This is a genomic window from Flavisolibacter tropicus (assembly GCF_001644645.1).
Taxonomy (GTDB): Bacteria; Bacteroidota; Bacteroidia; order Chitinophagales; family Chitinophagaceae; genus Flavisolibacter; species Flavisolibacter tropicus.
In genome coordinates this window covers 2020003-2042853 of the sequence record NZ_CP011390.1, presented here as the reverse complement: position 1 = coordinate 2042853, position 22851 = coordinate 2020003, and the positions used below count along the sequence as shown (strand labels likewise).

The following is a 22851-nucleotide window of genomic DNA, read 5'->3' as shown; positions in this document are numbered from 1 at the left end:
ATGGCGAAACGTATTATCATAGCAGGCGGTGGAACAGGAGGGCATATCTTTCCTGCAATTGCTATAGCCAATGCGCTAAAGCAACAGGATGCTGCGCATCAGATCTTGTTTGTAGGTGCAAATGGAAAGATGGAAATGGAAAAAGTGCCACAAGCTGGATATGATATTAAGGGTTTGGATATTGCCGGTTTCAATAGAAGTTCTTTGATCAAGAATATTGGCTTGCCTTTTAAACTCGCCAAAAGCTTTTTCCAGGTAAGAAGTATAATTAATGACTTCAAACCGGATGCGGTAGTTGGTGTAGGTGGTTACTCATCTTTTCCTGTTTTGCGCTATGCACAGGCAAAGGGAATTCCCACTTTTATTCACGAAAGCAATTCGTTTGCCGGTAAGTCAAATATCTTATTGGGTAAAAATGTAACAAAGGCCTTTGTGGCGATCGATGGTATGGAAAAGTTTTTTCCTGCTAATCGGGTAGTAATTACAGGTAATCCTGTAAGACCATCAATTGTTAAGGCAGAAGATGTGCCTAAGGCAGAAGCGCTTCGTTTTTTTGGATTGTCTGAAGGAAAGCTAACGGTGTTGGCAGTAGGTGGAAGTCTAGGAGCACGCTCCATTAATGAAGCTTTGGAAGAACGGTTGTCTGATTTTGTAAAGAAAGATATGCAGCTAATCTGGCAAACCGGCAAAACGGAAATGGATCGTTGGAAAAAGCAAGCTTCAGGAAAAGCTGGTATTTGGGTGAACGATTTTATTACACAAATGGAAATGGCATATGCCGCAGCTGATATAGTGGTGTCTCGTTCTGGTGCTATGGCAGTTGCTGAATTGTGTGTTGTGAAAAAGCCATCTGTTTTTGTTCCCTATCCATTTGCCGCCGAGGACCACCAAACGGTGAATGCTAAAAAACTGGTCGATAAAAATGCGGCATTGATGGTAAAGGATAGTGAGGCAAAGGAAAAAATGGTAGATGCCATATTCGCTTTGGCCGACAATAGGACTCAGCAACAGCAATTGAAAGGAAATATTGAAAAGTTAGCAATAGTAGACGCAGATCAACGTATTGCTGATGAAATTTTAAAGAGTATTTAGGAACAACTGTATTATGAGTAACAACCAACATCAAGCAACAGCTACTGCTTTGTCTTCGCTTAAAGACATCCATAGTGTGTACTTTATCGGAATTGGTGGCATAGGCATGAGTGCTTTAGCGCGTTACTTTATTGCTAAAGGTGTAATGGTAAGCGGTTATGATAAAACCGAAACAGAATTAACAAAGAAGCTGGTTGAAGAAGGTATACCCGTTCATTATACAGAGGATGTTAATAATATTCCTAAGGATGTTGACTTAGTAGTCTATACGCCTGCGGTTCCAAAGCAGCATGCTGAGTTGGTTTATTACCAGGAAAATAATTATAAAGTAGTTAAGCGGAGTGATGTATTAGGTGCTATTAGTGCCGATACATTCAATATATGTGTGGCAGGTACGCATGGTAAAACAACAGTAAGTACCATGGTCGCCCACATCCTACGCGATAGTGGATATGGTTGTAACGCGTTTTTAGGTGGTATTTCAACTAACTATAATACCAACTTTTGGAGCGATCCTAACAATGTAAGCGTGATCGAAGCGGATGAATATGATAGAAGCTTTTTAAAGCTAAGTCCAGATGTCGCGATTATCACAGCTATGGATGCTGACCATTTGGATATTTATGGCGATGAGGCTACCATGCAGCAGGCCTTTGTTGAATTTGGAAGTAAAGTGAAACCAGGAGGTTTGCTGATTAGTAAGTTTGGTTTAACAAAAGCTAAAGACATTAAAGCTGACAACAAATGGACTTATAGTACAACAAATGATGCAGCATCTGTTTATACCCTCGATATCAAAATACAGGAGGGTGGGTATGACTTTAATGTACAATTACCCGGCGGCATGATTTCCGGTTTCCGTTTGAATATGGGGGGCATGCATAATGTAGAAAATGCTGTGGCTGCAATTGCTGTAGCTTATAAGTTGGAGATTGATGAAGAAAAAATTAAAGCAGCTATTGCTTCCTTCAGAGGTGTAAAAAGACGTTTTGAATACGTACTTCCTTGGGAGCCAAAAGAAAAAGGCGGCTATGTATATCCTATATTGATTGATGACTATGCTCACCATCCAGAGGAGTTAAGGGCTTTGTTGCGTAGCACTAGAAATCTTTTTCCCCAGCGAAAGATTACGGTGATTTTTCAGCCACACTTGTTTAGTCGAACAAAAGATTTCGCAAATGAATTTTCTTCTTCTTTAGATATCGCAGATCGCATAATTTTGCTGCCCATTTATCCTGCCCGTGAATTGCCGATGGAAGGTGTAACCAGTGAGATTATCCTAAAAAATATACAGGGTGAAGATAAGCAATTGTTAAGCAAAGAAGAACTGCTTGATTGGGCTCGTCGTTATGCAAATGAAATTGATAAAGAATTTGGTGAAGTAATAGTGGTGGCCGGCGCAGGTGATATAGATCAACTAGTGGCACCTTTAAAACAAATATTTGCGAACGCTTAATGCAAAAGAAGAAAGTCATACAAAAAATAGTCATACTGGTAGTTTTCCTACTGGCTGGAGGTGGTATGATTGCTCTTTTGGCTGCAGCAAATAATAATAAAGGAGATCATGAGTGCAAAGAAGTAGTGGTAAGTGTAAAAGGAAGTGGTGAGAAATATTTTATTGAGAAAGCCGATATTTTAAGTCGGCTAAAAGAAAGTTCAGGAGGTTCTTTGGTTGGGAAAGCAATTTCTAATACCAATTTGTCTAAGCTTGAAATGGCTTTAAAGCAAAATGCCTGGATTAAAGAAGCCCAATTGTATTTTGATAGTCGGGATGTATTGCATGTGATTGTAACGGAGCGTGAACCAATGGCTAGAGTATTTACTACAGACGGAAGCTCTTTTTATCTGGATAGCACGGGTGTAAAAATGCCCTTATTGAATAAAGTGAGTATCCGCTTGCCAGTAGTAACCAATTTTACAGCGGCTAAAAAGTGGGCTTCTAAGGATAGTGTTTTAGTTAAAGATTTGGCTACGTTACTGGCATTTGTAAATGAAAATGAATTTTGGAAAGCGCAGATTGCTCAGATTGACATAAATGAAAATAGAGGAATTGAATTGATTCCAGCAGTCGGAAACCATATTATTAAGCTAGGAGGAGTAGAGAACTTGGAGCAAAGGTTGCATAATCTGTTGCTGTTTTATCAGCAAGTACTAAGAAAAACTGGATTTGATGTTTATAAAGTAGTTGATATACAATATGCAGATCAAGTGGTTGGGGTAAAAACAAATCCAACTGCGGCAATAGATTCAGTTCAATTACAGAAGAATATTGAAGCCCTCATTGAAAAAACGAAAGCTCAGGCTCAAAATGATAGCCTGTTTAGTGAAAAGGTTACACAGTTTGTAAATGAGAAAGATTCAGCTTTTCGTAAGCTAGACTCTGTTTTGACAAATCCAATACCTGAAAGAAAACCACCAAGTAGCGGTCCTGCTGAAAGACAAACTTTCAGTAATACAAAGCCGCAAACATCCAATACACTAAATAAACCAAAAGAGAGTAAGCCTGTTCAACAACCAAAAGCGGTTATGCCAAAGAGTAAAAAGGGGTAGAGGTTAGTTGGAAGACTGGACGAACTCAAATCATTTGAATGGCTTGTAATGGGCATTGCTGTCTAATGCATTCTATTCAACAACGACAAACAACTAAAAACAACATAGAACATGAACAACGAGCAACCAATTATTGTGGGGCTTGACATTGGAACAACTAAAATCGCAGTAATTGCCGGACGGAAGAATGAGTACGGTAAACTGGAGATTTTAGGTTTTGGCCGTGCCAACTCTAACGGTGTTAAACACGGGCAAGTGTTAAACATCGATGAAACGATCAAGGCAATTCAGCAAGCCTTGGATAACTGCTATGCTTCAAATCCAAACTTGGAAATTAATGAAGTATACGTAGGTATTGCTGGGCATCACATTAAGAGTCTGCAAACACGTGGCGACATTGTACGCCAGGAAACAGAAAACGAAATTTCTCAAAAAGAGATTGACCAGTTGATCGCTGATCAATACAAAACCTACATTCCTGCCGGTGATCAAATTATTGATGTCATTCCTCAGGAATTTACAGTTGACAACTTCCAGAATATCGCTGATCCGATTGGGTACGGTGGTGTTAAGGTGGGCGCCAACTTTCACATCATTACAGGTGATAAAAATGCCATCCGAAACATCAATCGCTCCGTAGAGCGTTCTGGATTGATCACAAAGGATTTGGTGTTGCAACCTTTGGCTTCTTCTGCTGCGGTAATGGCTCAAGAGGATTTAGAAGCAGGCGTTGCTATTGTTGATATCGGTGGCGGTACTACAGACTTGGCTGTATTCTATGAAGGTATTTTGAAACATACAGCTGTTATTCCTTTTGCTGGAGAGAATATTACTAATGATATTAAAACAGGATTGGGTGTATTGAAAACTCAGGCTGAGCAAATGAAAGTTCAGTTTGGTAGTGCATTAGCAAACGAAGCTAAAGCCAACGCCTATATCACAATTCCTGGTTTAAGAGGTATGCCTGCAAAAGAAATTAGTGTTAAGAATTTGGCAAACATTATCCAGGCGCGCATGAGCGAGATCATGGATTTTGTTACTTATCATTTAAAACAGGTTGGATTAGATAATAGAATGTTGAATGGTGGAATCATCCTAACTGGCGGTGGTTCTCAATTGAAGCACTTAATTCAATTGACAGAATATGTTACCGGCTTAAATGCTCGCATTGGCTTGCCTACGGAGCATTTAGCAGCTGGGCATATTGAAGAACTAGCCAAGCCTACTTATTCTACCTGCTTAGGCTTGATCTTGAAAGGGTATGATGATTTTGAACACAATCGCAAACAGTTTGAAAGTGAGTTCAAGCGCGTAGAGGTGCCTGAAACGCTAAAAAGCGAAGTATTGGTTGAAGTGGAATCTAGCCCTATTCACGTAGTGTCTGGTGGCGGCATTGAAAGAAAGGGAATGTCATCTTTCTGGGGTAAGTTTAAGAACAGTTTGATTGATATTTTCAAGGAAGAAGAAGATCACCATCTATAATGTGGTGAATGATGTATCCGTAATTAACCTTATGATTCATCACTTGTCCATTTGCTAACCATCCATCATCCATCTAAAATTTTCAACAGCTATACGGTGGGGACCGTATGGCACAAAAAGACCAACTATGATTCATTTTGATTTGCCAAAAGAAAAATCATCGATAATAAAAGTAATTGGTATTGGCGGCGGCGGAAGCAATGCCGTTAATCACATGTATAGTCAAAATATTGAGGGCGTAAACTTCATTATTTGTAATACTGACGCACAGGCTATTGCATTAAGCAATGTGCCAAATAAAGTACAACTAGGACCGCATCTGACTCAAGGTCTGGGTGCTGGTGCTAATCCTGAAATTGGTCGCCAGGCTACAGAAGAAAGCCTGGAAGAGATCAAACGTATTTTGGAGGTAAATACCAAAATGGCGTTTGTGACAGCAGGAATGGGAGGTGGTACCGGTACCGGTGGTGCGCCTATTATTTCCAAGATCTGTAAAGATCTGGGAATACTTACAGTAGGTATTGTTACGACGCCTTTCTCTTATGAAGGCAAAAAGCGTCAGATACAAGCCGAGGAAGGTATCAAAAATTTAAAGCAGTATGTTGATACATTGCTTGTTATATCAAACGATAAACTGCGTCATCAATTCGGTAACCTTAAAATGCGTGAAGCATTTGAAAGAGCTGATAACGTTTTGGCAACAGCAGCGAAATGTATTACAGATGTAATCAACAGCACTGGTCAAATCAACGTCGACTTTGCTGATGTGTGTACTGTAATGCGCAACGGTGGTGTGGCTATCTTGGGTAACGCTGCGGCTGAAGGTGAAAACCGTGCACAGGTTGCAATTGAAGATGCATTGAACTCTCCATTGTTGAACGATAATGACATCCGCGGTGCAAAATGGATTCTTATTAATATTAATTCAGCGGAGGGTGAGCATGAGTTCACTATGGACGAAGTAGATATTATCCAGAATTATTTATTAAGTCAAGCCGGTGAGAGCACAGACGTGATCTTAGGTTTGGGTTATGATAACTCTTTAGGTTCTAAAATAGGTATTACCCTGATTGCTACTGGCTTTGAGCATAAAGATCCGTTTACTGCTCCTAAAAAGCAATCAGCGACAGAGGCTGTTGTGAAAGAGGATAAGATCGTAATGACGCTGGGTGGTGAGGCTCCTAAGCCAAAAGCAAAACAACCAGAAGTTCAAGCTGATCCTTTTGCTCCTACTTTGGTTGATGAAACTCCAATGCCGCAGTTGCAGGATGCTGAATCTGATATTTTCTTCTTAAATCCTTCTATAGTAGAAGAACAGCCCGCTGCACCAGTTGAAGAACCTACTCATCTTCAGTTGAAGATAAAAGAAGAAAATGCGTTTGACATTGAAAGGAAGGAACTTGAGATGAAAAAGCAACAGCTGAATGATAAGTTTGAACAGCTTCGAAATAATATATTAGGCAATATAGGTCAAGCACAAAATAATTCAACGATGTCTCAGGCGTCTGCAGCGTCTGGGGGATATCTGGCCAGACCATCCAATATCTATACAGAGCATAAAACTGACAAATCAGCTTTTAAGCCTGTAGAACAACCCATTCCTACTCCAAAGATTACTTCAACAGAAGATGATTCAGTTGATATGCAATTGGTGATCAGGAATGAAATTCCAGCGGCGGAGATACCAACGTCTTATTCATCTCATGTGTCTACAAATCCTCCAGCTGAGGCACCTGCTCCGCAGGACGTAGCCGAGGAAGAAAAACGTAAAGCTGCTGAACGGTTACAGAAATTGCGCAATCTGTCGTTCAACATTAATGCAGCTGATCCTAACAATGAGTTGGAAACTGTACCGGCTTATATCCGCCGCAATATGGAATTGCACAATAGCTCGGCAAGTGTTGAGAACTTTTACAGCAATTATTCTGTAAAAGGAGAAAGTAATAACGTGCATATTAGTACGATCAATAGTTTCTTAGATGGCAAAAAGCCAGATTAATAGTTTAGCTGCTGATTAGCAGCATGTATCTCTGTTTCAATGAAACAGCCGGTAATGGCTCGTGTTTTTAGTTGTTCCCCCCATCTTTCGCGATGGGGGTTTTTGTTTGGCTATATTGCTAATTATAATGTATCTAAATGAAAAAACGTCCTGTTTAAGCAGGACGTTTTTTCAAATTATGACAATGTTTTGTCAATAGGCATAGGTGCCCAGCTTTATCAATTGATTAAGGTTGCTGATATCATAAAGTATGATTCCCGTACTCACATAACAAATGAGTAGGTTGTCATAAGGAATCACATCTTGGTAATTGCCATCTTTTAAAGTGTACATTTCTTTAGGGCTTTCTGCCTTTTTTGCATTAACAGCAGTTAGGCCATTACTACCTCTACAAACAAACACAACCGAATCTTTTAATCCTAATCCATAAGGTGTGGATAATGGCAAAAGACTTCTCTGCACAGGAGCAGTAATCGTAGAAACATTATAAGTATACAAACCATCTGTTGCAGCCCCGCAAGGAGTGCCTCCACGCAATGTAACATAGGCAATCGAATCATTAGCTACTACAGGATCACAGCTTCGTACGTGACGTGCTTCTCCCAATTTTTGTGGCTGTTCTGGAGTTTGTAGGGAATAGATATACATTCCTTGGCTGGAACCAATGAATAATTTGTCTTTGTAAGGAAAGATGGTCTCTACATTAAAGCCAACTGGCACGCTGCTCTTTTTTGCTGTTTCCTTAGGGCTACTTATGTCGTAAACTTCAAGGGTATATTGATCTGCAATGTATAAATAATTGCCAACAATAGTAAAGCGAGCCAGCGAGCCCCCTTTTCCTATAGATGCTGTATCAGCACCGGTATTGCTCTCTTTGGTGCAGGAATAAAAGGTGAAGGCTATTAGTGTAAAAAGAGAAAAGAATCTTATAGTAGACATAGAAGTTGCTTAAGGGTTAAAAAAATAACAATCAGAAAAATGCACAGTGTCTTTCTTCCAGCCGGTTTGAATACCTAATGTTGGATTTACACATACTGCATAAGCGTTTTTTTCCGGAACGGGGATCGCGGATTGGTAGTTCCGCATCGTAGCGCCAAAAAAGGCATTTTTTACCCTTTTAACCTCAGTTGGATTTTCCCAGTTAGAAATGTCAACAACAACCAAGTCAAAATAACTGTTGGCATACAGAAACGTTCCTTTTATTGACATTTCAGTATTACCTAGGATTTTAATAAAGCCAATGTTCTTTACCTTATTAGGGTCCGTTTTATCCAAAACATGGATGCCTTCCCCTAACTCGTTTTGAAAAATAAAATCCCCTAAAACATAAATTTTACCCGCTTTAGTAACTGGCTTGGGTGCTTCCGCAGTTACATTTAATAAGGAAAGGTCGTTGCTGTAAACCGGTCTGTAACCCATAACAGATTCCCGGGGTTCCGGACGTCGCCCAAACTTCCAACAAGCAGAAAGGAAGGAGGCTAATAAGAGCGCAAGCAAAATGTTTCTTATCATATATGCAGTGGTTTGATACATTGTAAAGAATCGCAAAACATCTGCAATTATCTAAATGAATTAGACAGCCGACAAATAGTAGAGCGATTTCCTAGTATGGACCCGTTAACCATGAGTAGTGCTGCGTATCGTGATATATATTAAATTGACTTATTCGAAATTGCCTGATAATGTTCTTGTTATAATATAGCAGAACTTTTTGCCATTGAGAACATTTGCCAACTTTGCTTGTTTAAATACTATGGCTACAGTTTTAATTACAGGAGGAAGCGGCATGATAGGCAGTGCTTTGGCAAAAGCATTAATCGATAAGCATCATGATGTTATTATTTTATCAAGAAAAGCATCAAATAATAATGGAGCTGCCTCTAAAATCAGCCATGCCACTTGGAATGTAAACAAGCAGCATATTGATGAGCAAGCTATAAAAGACGCCGATTTTATCGTTCATTTAGCAGGTACTAATATAGCCCAGGGGCGCTGGACAGATAAACGTAAGCAGGAAATAGTAGATAGCCGTGTTAAGACCGGGGAGCTATTGGTAAAAGCTTTACGCGAAACGCCCAATAAAGTTAAAGCCGTGATCAGCGCTTCTGCCATTGGATGGTATGGGCCAGATCCTGTGTTACCAAACCCAAAGCCATTTGTTGAATCAGATCCTGCCGATAACACTTTTCTTGGAAGTACTAGTCAAAAATGGGAGGCGGCTATTAAGCCTGTTGTAGCGCTAGGAAAACGCCTGGTTACTTTTCGCATCGGTATCGTGTTGAGTAGAGAGGGTGGGGCTTATGCGGAGTTCCACAAGCCTTTACAATTTGGTCTGGCATCAATATTAGGCTCTGGAAAGCAAATTATTAGCTGGATTCATATTGACGATTTGGTTCGGCTCTTCATAAACGCTGTAGAAAATGAATCTCTTAATGGGGTGTACAATGCTGTTGCGCCTAACCCTGTGAGCAATGGTCATCTAATAAAGCAAATGGCTAAAGTAAAGGGTGGGTTTTCTATTGCGGTACCTGTGCCAGCCTTTGTATTAAAAGCTATGCTGGGGGAGATGAGCATAGAAGTATTAAAGAGTGCTACTGTTAGTTCAGTAAAAGTGCAGGATACAGGTTTCTTCTTCTCTTTTCCTACTATAGAGCAAGCTCTGGAAAACTTAAATAAAAAAGCCCCGTAGTCACGGGGCCTTTTTTTCTAAAATGTTTTTATGTCTGTTTGCTTGGGAGTCTCTTTTTGTGTATAAAGTTTTGGGTCTACTTTTTTAGCATCTCCCTGGTATACCCAGCTTATATTACTAATGTATTTATTGAATACGCGGTTTAGGTCTGCTACTGTTACTTTTTCCATATCGTTTTTCACCGTATTAGCACGACGCCAATTGCCATGTACTACTTCATTAGAAGCCAACGCTGCAGCTTGCGCGTTATTGGTTTCTTGACGATAATAAACATTAGTGATATAACCTGTTTTTTGATTCTTTAGTTCTTCTTCAGTAAAGCCTTCTTTCTTCACTTTGTCTATTAATTGCCTGGCTGTAATTATATATTTATTAGGGTCTGTAGTGGTTACATATAGGTTTGCATAAGGTGTGAGGCCTCCGCTAAACCAAGCGCCCGGAGCATACGATAATCCATTGTTACTTCTGATTTCTACAAAGTGGCGGGTGGAGAAAATACGCATGGCTAGCACAAAGGCATTATAATCCGGTGTTCCAGGCGTTGGTGCGCTGGTAATTCCTTGAATATAGTTAGTAGCCAACTCTTTATCCTGTGGCTTGAAATTGTTGGCCGCGGTAGTAAAGCTTTCTTTCTTTGGGTTAAATGGTGTGCCTGCCGGGATGGTTGATAAAAGACGTTTCACATTGTTTTCTATTGTTTCTTTATCTAAGTCAGCAACAATAATGATCGTCATCCTGCCGCGGTTTAGAATGGATTTATAGTAACGTTGTGTTTCTTCCGCTGTCAACTTGCTGATACTCGCTATTGTTCCTGAAGGTTCTTTCGCATAATTTTTCCCGGCAAATGCCACCTGCCGTGCCATACGGTCTATAGCTGCATCAGGATCGGATTCCTGTTGTTTTAAATTGGTGATAGCATCTTGCTTGATCCTGGTAAATTCCTTTGCGTCAAATTTGGGAATCGTTAATGCATCGGTATATAGTGGCCATACCTTGTCAAAATCTGATTTGATGCAATTCATTCGGAAACTAGCATAATCCATTCCGCTGTAACCACCTATCTGCGCACTTACTTTGTCTAACTTATTTTTAAATGAGTTTTTATCATCTTTTAAGGTACCACATTCCGTTAACGCCGTAATAGCCATATTTTCTATTCCGCTTTTCTCGGCGGGATAGTTTTGCACGCCTCCTTTTAGAATGGTAAGCACTTCTACAATTTCGTTACCACTAGGCTGCACAATCACTTTTACGCCATTAATGGTCATATCATAAGCTTGTCCCATTTGTGCGTTGGTAAGTATGGGTATAGCAGCCAGAAAAAATAAAGCAATATGTTGAGTTAGTTTTTTCATTTTAATTGTCGTTTGATTTGAAGTATTCAGCTGGTTTTAACTGTTTGTTCATCTCTGCATTAATGATCATGCCGGCAACGTATGGCTTCCCTTTGATGTATTTGTTTACATAGTCGGCCATATCTTTTTTGCTAACCTTTATAAGGTTGTAGATGTAATCAGTATAATAATTCAGAGATGTGCTGGCCCACCAAAAAGTTAGTTGTGAGGCTAGTCCAGATGGTTTTTCCGTACTTCTTATCTCGTTGCGTACTAACACTTCTTTTGCTGTTTGCAGTTCTGCATCTGTGATGTAGTTGGGGTCGGAGAATTGTTCAATCTGTTTCATCATTTCAGAATAGCACTCTTTCACTTTTTCCGGATTAGGAACAATAATGATCTGTATGGGTCCTACATATTTATTGGTCTGATAACCAATATTTGCATAGGTAGCCAAGCCTTTATCGATCAATGCTTGTTGCCACTTTGAAGAATTTAGGCCCAATGCTGTTGAAAATAAATCCGCTGCTAACGTTCCTGCAGAGTCATTTCTGAAGTCAGGGCCATGCCAGTTCAGCATGATGTAAGGCGTTTGTGCTATTGAAGACTCTTGAATGAAATAGTCTGTTTTCTTTAAAGGAGCAAAGTCAGGAACAGGATATTTCTCATGCGGGTCAAAACTGCTTCTTTCCCAATCACCGAATACCTGATTTGCAAATTGGAAGGCATTCTCTTTCTTTACATCACCAGCTATAACCAGGATGGAGTTGTTAGGGTAGTAGTACTTGTCTTTGATGATCATCATCTTATCTGGGGTAGCCGTATTAATGATGTCGTGATCACCAATGGCTACTTTACGGGTATATAGATCACCCCATAATTTCTTTTGTGATGTAATCCATAGCTGGAAAAAAGGATCACTTTCATTACGCTGGAATTCTCCATCTACTACAGGCCGTTCCTTTTCCATATCTTCTTTTCTGTAGATAGGAAAACGCATGGCAGCATTCATAAACTTTAAACCGGCGAGTAAGCTGTCTTTATCAAAAGTGAAATAATAATTTACTCTTTCCGTTCCTGTAGTGCCATTCCAGATAGCGCCCAGTTCTTCTGTACGTTGTATGAATTTCGTTTGATCCGGATAGTCTTTATTGGCCTTGAAGAACATGTGTTCAAAAAGGTGTGATAACCCACTATACTCCGGGCCTTCTGTATAAGCCCCGTTTTTGACAGCAATCTCAATCGTTGCTAGTGGCACACGGCTGTTTTCAATAACTACTACTTCAAGACCGTTGTTTAATCGTTGCCAATAATAGTTTTTAGGTAAACGCGGCTGCGCTGCAGCAGCCAAAGACAGAATGGCAAGCAGCGGAAGAACCCACTTTTTATGCATAAATAGTATGGTTTAATATGCTTAAAAGTTAATGCTTTTTGACATCCAGTGGTAGTGCTTTTCAAACATTTCCATGGGTGGTATTCTGATGACTCCAATGGTAAACATTGGAAAAATCACCAACAATGGCTTTATTCTCGGTGAAGCGTAGTCTATTAAGGTGAAGTAGCTGAATGTCCTGTTGTAATACTTTCCGATACATGGGGTGCATCGTGCCTCCTGTAACGCCTGCAGGCTTAGCAGGATCATATTGATACATAGGATCTACCAAGGTCCCCCTAGGGTACATGATGCCAGGCACGCCTTTTCCACGTATATCTAAATCCGTTGGGTGATCTAAACCTATTGTGTGACCGTATTCGTGGGCGGCAGTAGTAGAACCTTTGTACAGATTCTCCAGCAAAAAATAGCCGGTATTGCAGCCAATACCATCTACAAAGGAAATGTTGCCCAATGCGAAAGGCTCTATCCGGAAATAATTGTTTCTAGGGTCAAGGTTTTGCAATACATCCAACTCAGATATCTCAGGTTGGAATGCTGCAGTTGTTCGGAATTGTAAATGATAGGTGTCGCCATTTAGTAATACAAGCCCTTTCGGCTCATTCCACATGGATTCAATCTCTTCGCGTATGCTTTCTGTTAGTTCAGGAGTTGCCGCCGTACCATACGTAATAATATGAGAGTGAATCGTAATGGTATTTTGTCCCGTAAGTATTTCTGCTTCTCCCATACTTATTTGTTTCGTTGATAGATGGTTAAGTGTATCATTAGACTATCGTGCCAATATTCCTTAATAGCTAGCCAGATAGCTTCATAAAAGATACAAAATTGTGTGGAGTGCTTATCTAACTTAAAATGGAAAAGTTCACCCAATAAAAAAGCACCCGTTATTGGGTGCTTTTTTATTTTAGCGAGAAGGTTTAATTCCTTACAGGCTTTCCAGATTTTAAAACACTTTGAATACGCTCTAAACTCTTTCTTTCACCACATAAAGAAAGGAAGGCTTCCCGCTCTAAATCCAGTAAGTATTGTTCGCTAACAAATGTTGGTTCACTTAGATCACCACCACACATTACATAGGCCAGTTTTTTAGCTACTACCGTATCATGATCAGTAGCATAACCTGCCTGATGCATGCCATGTATACCAGCATATAGGGCTCCTAATGCAGAACGGCCTAATACTTTTACATCTTTCCGTTGTAGCGGCATTACATAACCACTGTCAGATAGCTCCAGCACTGATTTCTTGGCTTCTGATACGCGACGATTCTGATTCATTACCACTTCGTCTAGGCCTTTCCGATAAATGCCTAAACCAAATGCTTCCTGTGCCGAGGTGGCAACCTTGGCTGTCGCAATAGTAAGGAAGCGATTCTTTAATGTAATGGTCTCTGGTTCATCTTCATGCATGTCATCAGAGGCACGTACAACAAACTCTTTTGTACCGCCACCGCCTGGTATAAGTCCTACACCCAATTCTACTAGTCCTGTATAGGTTTCTGCAGAAGGACAGCATTTATCAGCATGAAGACTCATTTCGCATGCTCCCCCCAATGCCAGGCCATGGGGTGCTACCACTACCGGAACAGATGAGTAACGCACGCGCATCATGGTATTTTGAAATAAGCGAATGGCAAAGTCTAATTCATCATACTCCTGTTCAATAGCCAGCATGAAGATCATGCCTACATTGGCACCAGCACTAAAGTTGGGCCCTTCATTAGCTATTACCAGACCCTTGTAGTCTTTTTCAGCCAGTTCAATGGCCTTATTGATACCACTTAATACATCACCGCCAATGGAATTCATTTTCGTATTCCATTGAATGCCTAACACTTCGTCGCCTATATCGTATACATTACAAGCAGCATTCTTCCATACGATCTTATCCTTAAAGTTGCTAAGAATAATAAAGTCTTTACCACCAGGAACTGGCTTATAGGTTTTTGTTTGTGGATCGTAACACAGGGTTTGACCACCTTCTACTTTATAGAATGATTTATTGCCACTTGCCAGCATTTCTTCTACCCAAGGCGCTACGGAATAACCAGCAGCTTGCATGGCCTGCACTGTTTTCTCTACGCCCAATACATCCCAGCTTTCAAAAGCGCCTATTTCCCAGCCAAAGCCCGCCATCATGGCATCGTCTATACGATACACTTCATCACTGATTTCAGGAATACGGTGTGAGATATAAGAGAACAGACCATAATGGAAGTGTCGTAAAAACTCGCCAGCTTTATCAGGTGCTGCCACTAACATTTTAAGACGTTGCTTAAGATCGTCAACTGGCTTAGTTGCATCTACTGAGGCAAACTTTGGCTTTGCCCGTGGACCGTACTCTAAGGTCTTTAGATCCAGTGTGTAGATCTCTTTTTCTCCAGTAGCACTTTTTCTTTTTGAAAAGAAGCCCTGACCTGTTTTATCACCCAGCCAATTATTGGCTACTACTTTGTTTAGCCATTCAGGTATCTGAAAGGTTTCGCGTGCTTCATCTTGCGGGCAATTGTCATAAACTCCTTTGGCCACTTTTACCAAGGTGTCAATACCTACTACATCGGCGGTGCGGAAGGTTGCTGATTTGGGGCGGCCAATCAATGGACCGGTCAACGCATCTATATCGTCAATGGTCATTCCCATTTTATCAATCAAGCCAAAGATGGCCATCATACCGTACACGCCTATACGGTTAGCTATAAATGCTGGTGTATCCTTGGCTAATACTGTTGTTTTGCCCAGGTATAGGTCGCCGTAGTGCATTAAGAAGTCTACTATAGCCGGATCAGTATCTTTTGTAGGGATTATTTCCAGTAGGCGTAAGTAACGGGGCGGATTAAAAAAGTGAGTGCCGCAGAAGTGCTTTTTGAAATCATCACTTCTTCCTTCGCTAAGCATACCAATAGGAATACCCGATGTATTAGAAGTGATTAGTGTACCTGGTTTACGGAACTGCTCCACGCGCTCATAAAGAGAACGTTTAATATCCAGGCGTTCTACCACTACTTCTATTACCCAATCACAGGTGCCAATTTCTTTCAGGTTATCATCAAAATTGCCAGTAGTAATACGCTTTACTACATCTTTAGTATAAACGGGCGAGGGGTTGCTTTTAATGGCAGCTTGTAATGCATCGTTTACCAGTTTATTGCGTGCCGCTTTGTTGTCTGAAGTTTCCGCATCCTTGGGTACAATATCCAGTAATAGAACTTGAACACCAATGCCTGCAAAATGACAAGCAATACGAGAGCCCATAACACCACTGCCTAGGACAGCTATTTTTTTGATGATTCGCTTACTCATATAAATTAGTTAGTTAAACAACTATTTGTATGAAGGTAAGAAAATATGCCAGAAAAGAACAAGGGTGAATGATGATTATTTCTTATTCATTTTTACCCTTCATTTAATTGAGTATAAATGAAAAAGCTGGCATAAAGCCAGCTTTTAATAGATATTGTTTTCAAAGAGTTTATCTTATTGAAAAGGATCCAATTTACTTTCTACGGTAATCTTTATACTATTGGACACTTTATCTTTTACCAATGAAGGGATTTTAATTTTGTAGTCTGATAAGAGTATCGGAAAGTTAGACGCTATCTGAAGATTGTCACCATTTACAACAATAGTTCCCGTGGTTTCTACATCTTTCGTTTCACCATGTATGGTCAGCTTACCTTTTACCTTTGCTGGATATACGCCACCTTTCTTGTAGTTAATGGATGCATTATTAACAACCTGGCCTTTAAATTCTGCTTTAGGAAAGAGATGGCTCTCTACGTAATCCTCATTAAAATGCTCTTGCATTAATTCATTTTCAAACTCAAAGCCTTTCATTAAAAGAGAGAACTGTAATGTTCCGGATTGTGTGTCCAGCAGGCACACCGCCGATTTGTTTTTGGCCTCAATATCTTCCAGGGGCGCTTTTGAAAAGAATAAGATCTTGCCATTCTTTGTAAAGAACTTCGACTGTGCATTGACAGTTAGGCTGGCACTGGCCACACTCAATAATAAAACAAGAAAATGCTTCATTTGATTACAATACTCAATTGGTTAAAATACGCAACGGTTTAAAATAACGTCTGATCCTAATAGTTCATCACTGTTAAACCCAGTACAATTTCCTTTAATAATCACCTTTCTGCCTTTTTCTAATGATCCCCATTCCTTTCTATGGCTGGTGTCCATGCTGCAACGTACAGACGACATGGACGCTGGCTCTCCTAATACTATCGTAACTCCTTCTTCTTCATCTACCGATTTTATGGCCCCTTCCACTGCAATGATCTTTCCTAAGTACATCTGGTTTGCTTTAGCACTATCACTTTCAAACGCCTGAATTAACTGGGTAGTTGAAAGAGTAGCAGCAGCCTTTGCTGTACGTAAATCTTTGGGGGCACTATAGAAATACCGGTATCCTTGCCAAACAGCTACTGCAAGTAAGACAATTATGAAAAGAAAAACTAGAGTACGTTTCATAAATAATATTTAAATAAGTAGTAAAGAGCATGTAAAATAAAAAGAACTCACATACTAACAACCACTTACGCATAAGTAAAACAAAAGCGCCTGACCATTTTAAAGTCAGGCGCTTTATTTATTTGCTAGATGATATAATACATACTGCTGTATACCTAATAGGCTATCAGCATAATTGACTAGCGCACATTAGAACCATTAATAGTGGCTGCATCTGGATTTACCAGTATCAATTTGCCATCCGGCTGTTCGGCTGTTAAGATCATTCCCTGGCTTTCAATGCCGCGCATTTTGCGTGGTGCCAGGTTAGCCACTACTATCACCTGTTTGTTAACCAGTGATTCCGGTGTAAAGTGTTGCGCAATACCTGAAACAATGGTGCGCTGCTCAAAACCCAGGTCAACCTGCAGCTTCAATAACTTATCGGCCTTTGCTACTTTTTCAGCGCTGATAACTGTTCCTATCCGCAGATCCAACTTATCAAAATCATCATATTGAATTTCTGATTTGATGATTTCTGATTTCTGATTTGCTTCTGCCGGCTGTTGACTGTCGATCGTCGACTGTGGACTACTCTGACTATTCTCCATTTTTGCTTTTTCTAATCCTGCTTTTAATTTATCAACCTGGTACTGCACTTCTGCATCCTCAATCTTGCGGAACAATAATTCAGGAGCACGTAGTGAGTATCCAACACTTAACAATTTCAATGAACCTGCATTTTCCCAATCGAGCATCTTATCTACCACCTTCATCAAATGACACATTTTCTTAGCCGTGTTAGGAAGGAAGGGGTTGATCAGGATAGCCAGGTTAGCACACAACTGTAGGCAAATGTGCATGCAGTTGTCAATCTGCGCCTGCATTTCAGGCACTATCACGCCATCAGCAGTTGTTTGCTTAGCCTTGATCCAAGGCTCTTTTTCCTGCATGTATTTGTTGCCTTTTCTGGCCAGGTCAATCACTTCAAACAAGGCATCACGGAATTTATATTCCTCCAGTAAGTTCTCTACTGTGGTCTTTGCCTTGCGAATTTCTTCCATCAAATCCTGGTCTTTCGCATCAGCAATATCGTTATGAAACTTAGGTACTTTCCCGCCGGTTAGTTTATGCATTAGCACAAACGTGCGATTAAAGTAGTTGGCAAATATGGCTACCAGCTCACTGTTTACCGCATCCTGGAATCCTTTCCACGTAAACTCGCTATCCTTTGTTTCTGGAAGGATAGTAGCTAAGTAATAACGCAGTGCATCAGCCATTTGCGGACCACCGTTTTCCTTCTTAATAAAGTCGTCGATGTAATCCTGCATATCCAGCTTCCAATTACGGCTGGTGCTCATTTTATCACCTTCCAGGTTCATGAACTCATTGGCGGGAACGTTGGCCGGCACAATAAAGTCATGCAGCTTTAGCATTACCGGGAAGATGATACAGTGGAACACAATATTGTCCTTGCCAATAAAGTGCACCAGTTTGGTGTCTTTATCCAGCCAGTAAGGTTTCCAGTCTTTATCATTATTGATAGCCCATTGCTTGGTGGCAGAAATGTACCCAATAGGCGCATCAAACCACACATACAATACCTTGCCTTCTGCATCAGGTAGCGGCACTTTTACACCCCAATCCAGGTCGCGTGTAACAGCTCGGGGCTGCAAGCCAGCATCTATCCAGCTTTTGCATTGTCCCAACACATTAGCCTTCCAGTCGTTCTGATGCTCATTTAATATCCAGTTGCGCAGCCAGTCTTCATGCTTGTTTAGTGGAAGGTACCAGTGCTTGGTGGCTTTTTTTACCGGTGGTTTACCGCTAAGGGTACTCACTGGGTTGATCAGTTCATCTGGACTTAACGACGTACCACAGGTTTCACACTGATCGCCAAAGGCACGGTCAGATCCACAGTTTGGACAAGTTCCTTTGATATAGCGGTCGGCCAGGAACGTCTGTGCCTCTTCATCAAAATACTGCTCCGATTCTTTGATTTCCAGCTCACCACGATCGTTCAGGTAGGTAAAGAACTCCTGCGCTGTTTCATGATGTATAGGGTTAGAAGTGCGATCATAGATATCAAATGAAATAGACAGGTCATCAAAGTTCTCCTTCATGATCACATGGTACTTGTCTATAATGGCCTGTGGTGTAGTACCTTCTTTCATGGCCTGGATAGGAATGGCTGTTCCATGCTCATCACTACCACAAACAAAAACTACATCTCTTTTTTGCGCACGTAGGTAACGTACATATATATCGGCAGGTATATACGCACCGGCCAGGTGACCAATGTGTTTTTGCCCGTTGGCATACGGAAGGGCAGATGTAATTAAATAACGCTTCGGTTGGTTACCTCCCGTTTCTGATGGGGAGCCGGGTATAGTCGTCTCTTGTGTTGTCATGCTAATCTTTATGTTTTAACCTGCGAATAGGGTTGTGAAAGGTGAAACGTGCAAAGCCTTCATTACTTTACATGCCTAAATGGAATAATCAGTTCTAAGTATCTTTTTGATCTAGTAGATCCATCTAAATCATCGTTCACTAATCCTGCTAATCCAAAACAAATCCTTCCCCACCGCGGTCACAAAAATACCGCAAACTGGCCAACTGCTTTTGAAATGCCATAGGAAGTGATAAATTGTGACAATAATTCTTAAGAATGGTAAAACTTCCACCCTATTTAAAAAGAGGCGACACGATTGGTTTAGTAGCACCGGCAGGCTTTATGCCTTTTGAAAAAATGCAAACCTGCATTGATATTTTAGGCGAATGGGGCTACCAGGTAAAGCTAGGCGATACAGCCTACAGCCAGTCTGAAAACTATTTTTCCGGAACAGATGAGCAGCGCTTGCGCGATGTGCAGCAGATGATGGACGATCCCCAGGTAAAGGCCATTCTGTGTGCCAGGGGTGGCTACGGGGTAAGCCGTATCATTGATCAATTGAGCTTTAAGAAGTTTCGCAAACACCCCAAATGGCTTATCGGGTTTAGCGATATCACGGTCTTTCATTCACATATATACACCAACTATAAAATTCCAACGTTACATGCACCCATGGCGGCGGCTTTTAACGAAGGCGAATACAATAACCCCTATGTGCAATCCCTGAAGGCAGCATTGGCGGGGCAGTTAGCATCTTATGAATGTGCAGCGCACGATTTTAATCAGCAGGGTGAGGCCGAAGGTATACTGGTGGGTGGTAACCTGGCCATGCTGGCACATATGGTGGGTACCCAATCAGATATTAAAGCCAAGAACAAGATACTCTTTTTGGAAGATGTGGGTGAATACCTGTACAACATTGACCGGATGTTTATTCAATTAAAGCGTAGCGGCAAGCTAGACAAGTTGGCTGGCTTGATCATCGGTGGCTTTACGGATAGTAAAGACACGGACCGGCCCTTTGGCAAAAGCGTTTACGAGATCTTACAAGAACATCTTAAAGACTACAAATACCCAATTTGCTTTGGCTTCCCGATAAGCCACGATAAAGAGAATTACGCACTAAAAGTAGGAGTGGAGTATACACTTAAAGTAGCAGGAGATGGTGTGCGGTTAACAGAAAAAGAAACTAATGAGTAAGTAGGCCGGCTAATACCCGCTGAAACTGCGCATAGCCCGATAAATTATTGTGCTTTCCCCTGGGAATGGTGATCAGTTGTACGCCTTTAATGGCAGCTAATTGTTGTGCCTGCCCATAAGGTATGATCTCATCCTGCGTTCCATGCAGGATGGTAACAGGGGCTGTTACTTTTTGTAAATACTCGTATACAGGGAAGCGGTAGTTCATGAGCGACTTTACCGGGAATATAGGCGCATAATGTTTAGCCATGGCCTCAATGCTATAGTAGGGCGTTTCCAGTATCAATTGCTGGCAAGGCACATGGGCAGCTAAGTAAGCAGCCACGCCAGTTCCAATAGATCGCCCATAGATTATAATGCTACTGTCTGCCACTTCTTTTGCTGCCATACGGTAGAGTAGCTGTGCATCGCTATACATTGCTTGCTCTGTACGCTTGCCAGTACTCTTACCAAAGCCGGGATAGTCTACTATCCACACCTCATAACCGCTTTTGGTAAACAGGGGCGCCTGGTCCGCATAGCGTTCTATATTGCGCATATTGCCATGGAAATAAAGTACAATGCCTTTTCGATTGGACGTCTGTGCCTTGAACTGCACCACATTCAGGTTGCGGTCATCAACAGTAATATTTAGCTCCGTAAATGGATCAGTAAACTGATATTGGTAATCAGCGGGTAGTTTTTTAGGATGAAAGAACAGCAGGTCCTGAATTAGGTACAATACTACACCACTGGTAATATAAAAGGTCACTAAGCCAATCAGTGTACGCTTGATTCTTCTTTTCGCTTTATCCTGCATGCTTGTTGTAAATGTAGGAAAAGTCGATAGGAGAGAAAAGCTGCACGCTGTACGCTGCACGCTGTAAGCCAGGAGAAACCTCTTTATAAAACAAAAGCACTTCCTTGGTGGAGTGCTTTTCAATTAGTTGAATGAATAGGTAAAGAAATACCTCGTTGCAAAGCGGGGCTCTGTGCATTGGGTCTCCTCCCCTTCGGGGAGGGGCCTTTCACGTTTGACGTTTTACGTCTCACAATGGGTTGTTTACCGCGTGCAGCGTGTAGCGTAAAGCTTGCAGCTTCTCCCTACTAATACCTCGCATAATAATTCTTCACCCGGTACTGCATGTCGTAAGATATATCGCGTAGAATCTGCTCCATAATTTCCTCTTCACGTGGCGTGTTGTATAAGTCGTTACGACTGTTCAGCTGGGCTTTATCGCTTTCGCTCAGCGCTCTTTCATCGCCGCGGTAGGTAGAAAACTCCACCTGCCAGCGGTGCTCTCCTCGGAAGATGTCGTTCCATAGAATGCGACCCTGTTTATCACGAGATGTTACATACATATCACCCTCTGATACCATGGTGCGGCGAGTGGTAGTTATTTGAGCAGTTACCTTACCGTATTGCTTAACCACAGAATCAGGTTTGTAAATTGTTTCTTTAATCACCACTTCTTTCGATACGTTGCGTGTTGAGTACTGCTCATAGGGTTGACCAATGATCATTCGGCCCATACGCATTTCCAACACCTCGTCCGGTTCTATTTTCTGACTGCGGGCATCCCATTCAGTATAAAATTTTACAAAGACGTTGTTGGCGGAGTAGCGCAGGTTGCGAATCAGGTCATCTTCAAAATTGCGGAAACGATAATCGGTGTTGTAGCGATAGCCACCAGCATATTGATCAGTCATAGGTAACACCACTATTTTAGTAATAGCCATGTCGTACGACTCTTGTGCTTTTTGCTTTAGCGTTGCATCATTGGGCTTGAACTGCAAGGCCTTTTGAAAATAGCTATACGCCTGCTGGTAAGAGCGCTTATTGCCTTGCTCTATTACATCCTCACCTTTTTCATCATACACTTCTGCAGCCTTGTTCTGGTAAGTAGTTATATAGTCAGAATAATCGGTAGGCTTTACCACGTTGGAAAGTGCAGGTTGTTGACGAATAAGCGTATATAAACTTTGCAGCTGGCGATACTCAAAATAAATCTGTTCGTAGCGGCTCTCTGCTGTATTCTTAGACAGCATGCGAATATTATCCTCACGCTCGTCTACGGCACGCTTGTATGCGTTTTGTACAAGGGCTTTTGTTTCACCGTCAGAAGGATCTTTCTGCAGGCGTTTTACTGCCAATTCAATCGCCTCTTTATAGTCGCCTTTGTCGTAGGCTTTTGAAGGGGTTTTGCAGGCTGTGACAGCTACTGCTAAAAAAAGTATAAAAGAGTAAAATTTAGTCATGGTCCAGGCTTTGTATAAAATAACG

Annotated in this window: 18 protein-coding genes; 7 read left to right on the top strand and 11 right to left on the bottom strand. The window is 41.2% G+C overall.

The window, feature by feature from the left end; all coding sequences use genetic code 11:
- The 5 genes from murG (at position 1) to ftsZ (ending at position 7123) form a co-directional block, all read left to right on the top strand.
- Positions 1–1092, top strand: a complete 1092-nt coding sequence (gene murG / locus SY85_RS08610) for an undecaprenyldiphospho-muramoylpentapeptide beta-N-acetylglucosaminyltransferase (protein ID WP_066403577.1) — start codon at positions 1–3, stop codon at positions 1090–1092.
- 13 nt (positions 1093–1105) lie between these two features.
- On the top strand, positions 1106–2548 hold the full coding sequence (gene murC / locus SY85_RS08605; RefSeq protein WP_066403576.1) for a UDP-N-acetylmuramate--L-alanine ligase: 1443 nt from the start codon (positions 1106–1108) through the stop codon (positions 2546–2548).
- Complete coding sequence (locus SY85_RS08600; RefSeq protein ID WP_066403575.1) at positions 2548–3642, top strand: cell division protein FtsQ/DivIB; 1095 nt, start codon at positions 2548–2550, stop codon at positions 3640–3642. The genes murC and SY85_RS08600 overlap by 1 nt, the downstream gene beginning before the upstream one ends.
- Before the next feature lie 111 nt (positions 3643–3753).
- Complete coding sequence (ftsA, locus tag SY85_RS08595) at positions 3754–5124, top strand: cell division protein FtsA (RefSeq protein ID WP_066403574.1); 1371 nt, start codon at positions 3754–3756, stop codon at positions 5122–5124.
- A gap of 127 nt (positions 5125–5251) precedes the next feature.
- Positions 5252–7123 (top strand): cell division protein FtsZ, encoded by a 1872-nt coding sequence (ftsZ, locus tag SY85_RS08590; protein WP_066403567.1) that lies wholly within the window; start codon positions 5252–5254, stop codon positions 7121–7123.
- 192 nt (positions 7124–7315) lie between these two features.
- Here ftsZ and SY85_RS08585 read toward each other — a convergent pair whose 3' ends face one another.
- Together SY85_RS08585 and SY85_RS08580 are read right to left on the bottom strand one after the other, a co-directional pair.
- Positions 7316–8062 (bottom strand): LVIVD repeat-containing protein, encoded by a 747-nt coding sequence (locus SY85_RS08585; protein ID WP_066403565.1) that lies wholly within the window; start codon positions 8060–8062, stop codon positions 7316–7318.
- A gap of 9 nt (positions 8063–8071) precedes the next feature.
- Positions 8072–8635 (bottom strand): LVIVD repeat-containing protein, encoded by a 564-nt coding sequence (locus SY85_RS08580; RefSeq protein WP_066403562.1) that lies wholly within the window; start codon positions 8633–8635, stop codon positions 8072–8074.
- A gap of 241 nt (positions 8636–8876) precedes the next feature.
- Here SY85_RS08580 and SY85_RS08575 point away from each other — a divergent pair, with 241 nt between their 5' ends.
- Positions 8877–9812, top strand: a complete 936-nt coding sequence (locus SY85_RS08575; RefSeq protein WP_066403560.1) for a TIGR01777 family oxidoreductase — start codon at positions 8877–8879, stop codon at positions 9810–9812.
- Positions 9813–9829: 17 nt separating this feature from the next.
- Here SY85_RS08575 and SY85_RS08570 read toward each other — a convergent pair whose 3' ends face one another.
- The 7 genes from SY85_RS08570 to metG form a co-directional block, all read right to left on the bottom strand.
- A complete protein-coding gene (locus SY85_RS08570; protein ID WP_066403558.1) occupies positions 9830–11167 on the bottom strand; it encodes a M16 family metallopeptidase in 1338 nt (445 codons plus the stop codon).
- Between the two features lies 1 nt (position 11168).
- Positions 11169–12539 (bottom strand): M16 family metallopeptidase, encoded by a 1371-nt coding sequence (locus tag SY85_RS08565; protein ID WP_066403557.1) that lies wholly within the window; start codon positions 12537–12539, stop codon positions 11169–11171.
- A 61-nt stretch (positions 12540–12600) separates the two neighbouring features.
- Positions 12601–13269, bottom strand: a complete 669-nt coding sequence (locus tag SY85_RS08560; RefSeq protein ID WP_066403554.1) for a M10 family metallopeptidase domain-containing protein — start codon at positions 13267–13269, stop codon at positions 12601–12603.
- Positions 13270–13459: 190 nt separating this feature from the next.
- Positions 13460–15841, bottom strand: a complete 2382-nt coding sequence (locus tag SY85_RS08555) for a 3-hydroxyacyl-CoA dehydrogenase/enoyl-CoA hydratase family protein (protein WP_066403552.1) — start codon at positions 15839–15841, stop codon at positions 13460–13462.
- Between the two features lie 174 nt (positions 15842–16015).
- Positions 16016–16570, bottom strand: coding sequence for a YceI family protein (locus tag SY85_RS08550; protein WP_066403550.1), 555 nt, complete (start codon positions 16568–16570; stop codon positions 16016–16018).
- A 21-nt stretch (positions 16571–16591) separates the two neighbouring features.
- A complete protein-coding gene (locus tag SY85_RS08545; RefSeq protein ID WP_066403548.1) occupies positions 16592–17017 on the bottom strand; it encodes an OB-fold protein in 426 nt (141 codons plus the stop codon).
- Between the two features lie 179 nt (positions 17018–17196).
- Positions 17197–19407: a methionine--tRNA ligase gene (gene metG, locus SY85_RS08540; protein ID WP_066403545.1), complete on the bottom strand. Its 2211-nt coding sequence runs from the start codon at positions 19405–19407 to the stop codon at positions 17197–17199.
- Between the two features lie 257 nt (positions 19408–19664).
- Between metG and SY85_RS08535 the strand changes: the two genes are divergently transcribed.
- Positions 19665–20588, top strand: a complete 924-nt coding sequence (locus SY85_RS08535; RefSeq protein WP_066403543.1) for a S66 peptidase family protein — start codon at positions 19665–19667, stop codon at positions 20586–20588.
- Here SY85_RS08535 and SY85_RS08530 read toward each other — a convergent pair.
- Both SY85_RS08530 and SY85_RS08520 read right to left on the bottom strand, forming a co-directional pair.
- Entirely contained in the window at positions 20578–21387 is an 810-nt protein-coding gene (locus SY85_RS08530) for an alpha/beta hydrolase (RefSeq protein WP_066403541.1), read from the bottom strand. The two genes, SY85_RS08535 and SY85_RS08530, sit on opposite strands and share 11 nt — an antisense overlap.
- 287 nt (positions 21388–21674) lie before the next feature.
- Positions 21675–22826, bottom strand: coding sequence for a hypothetical protein (locus SY85_RS08520; protein WP_066403536.1), 1152 nt, complete (start codon positions 22824–22826; stop codon positions 21675–21677).
- Between the last annotated feature and the right edge of the window lie 25 nt (positions 22827–22851).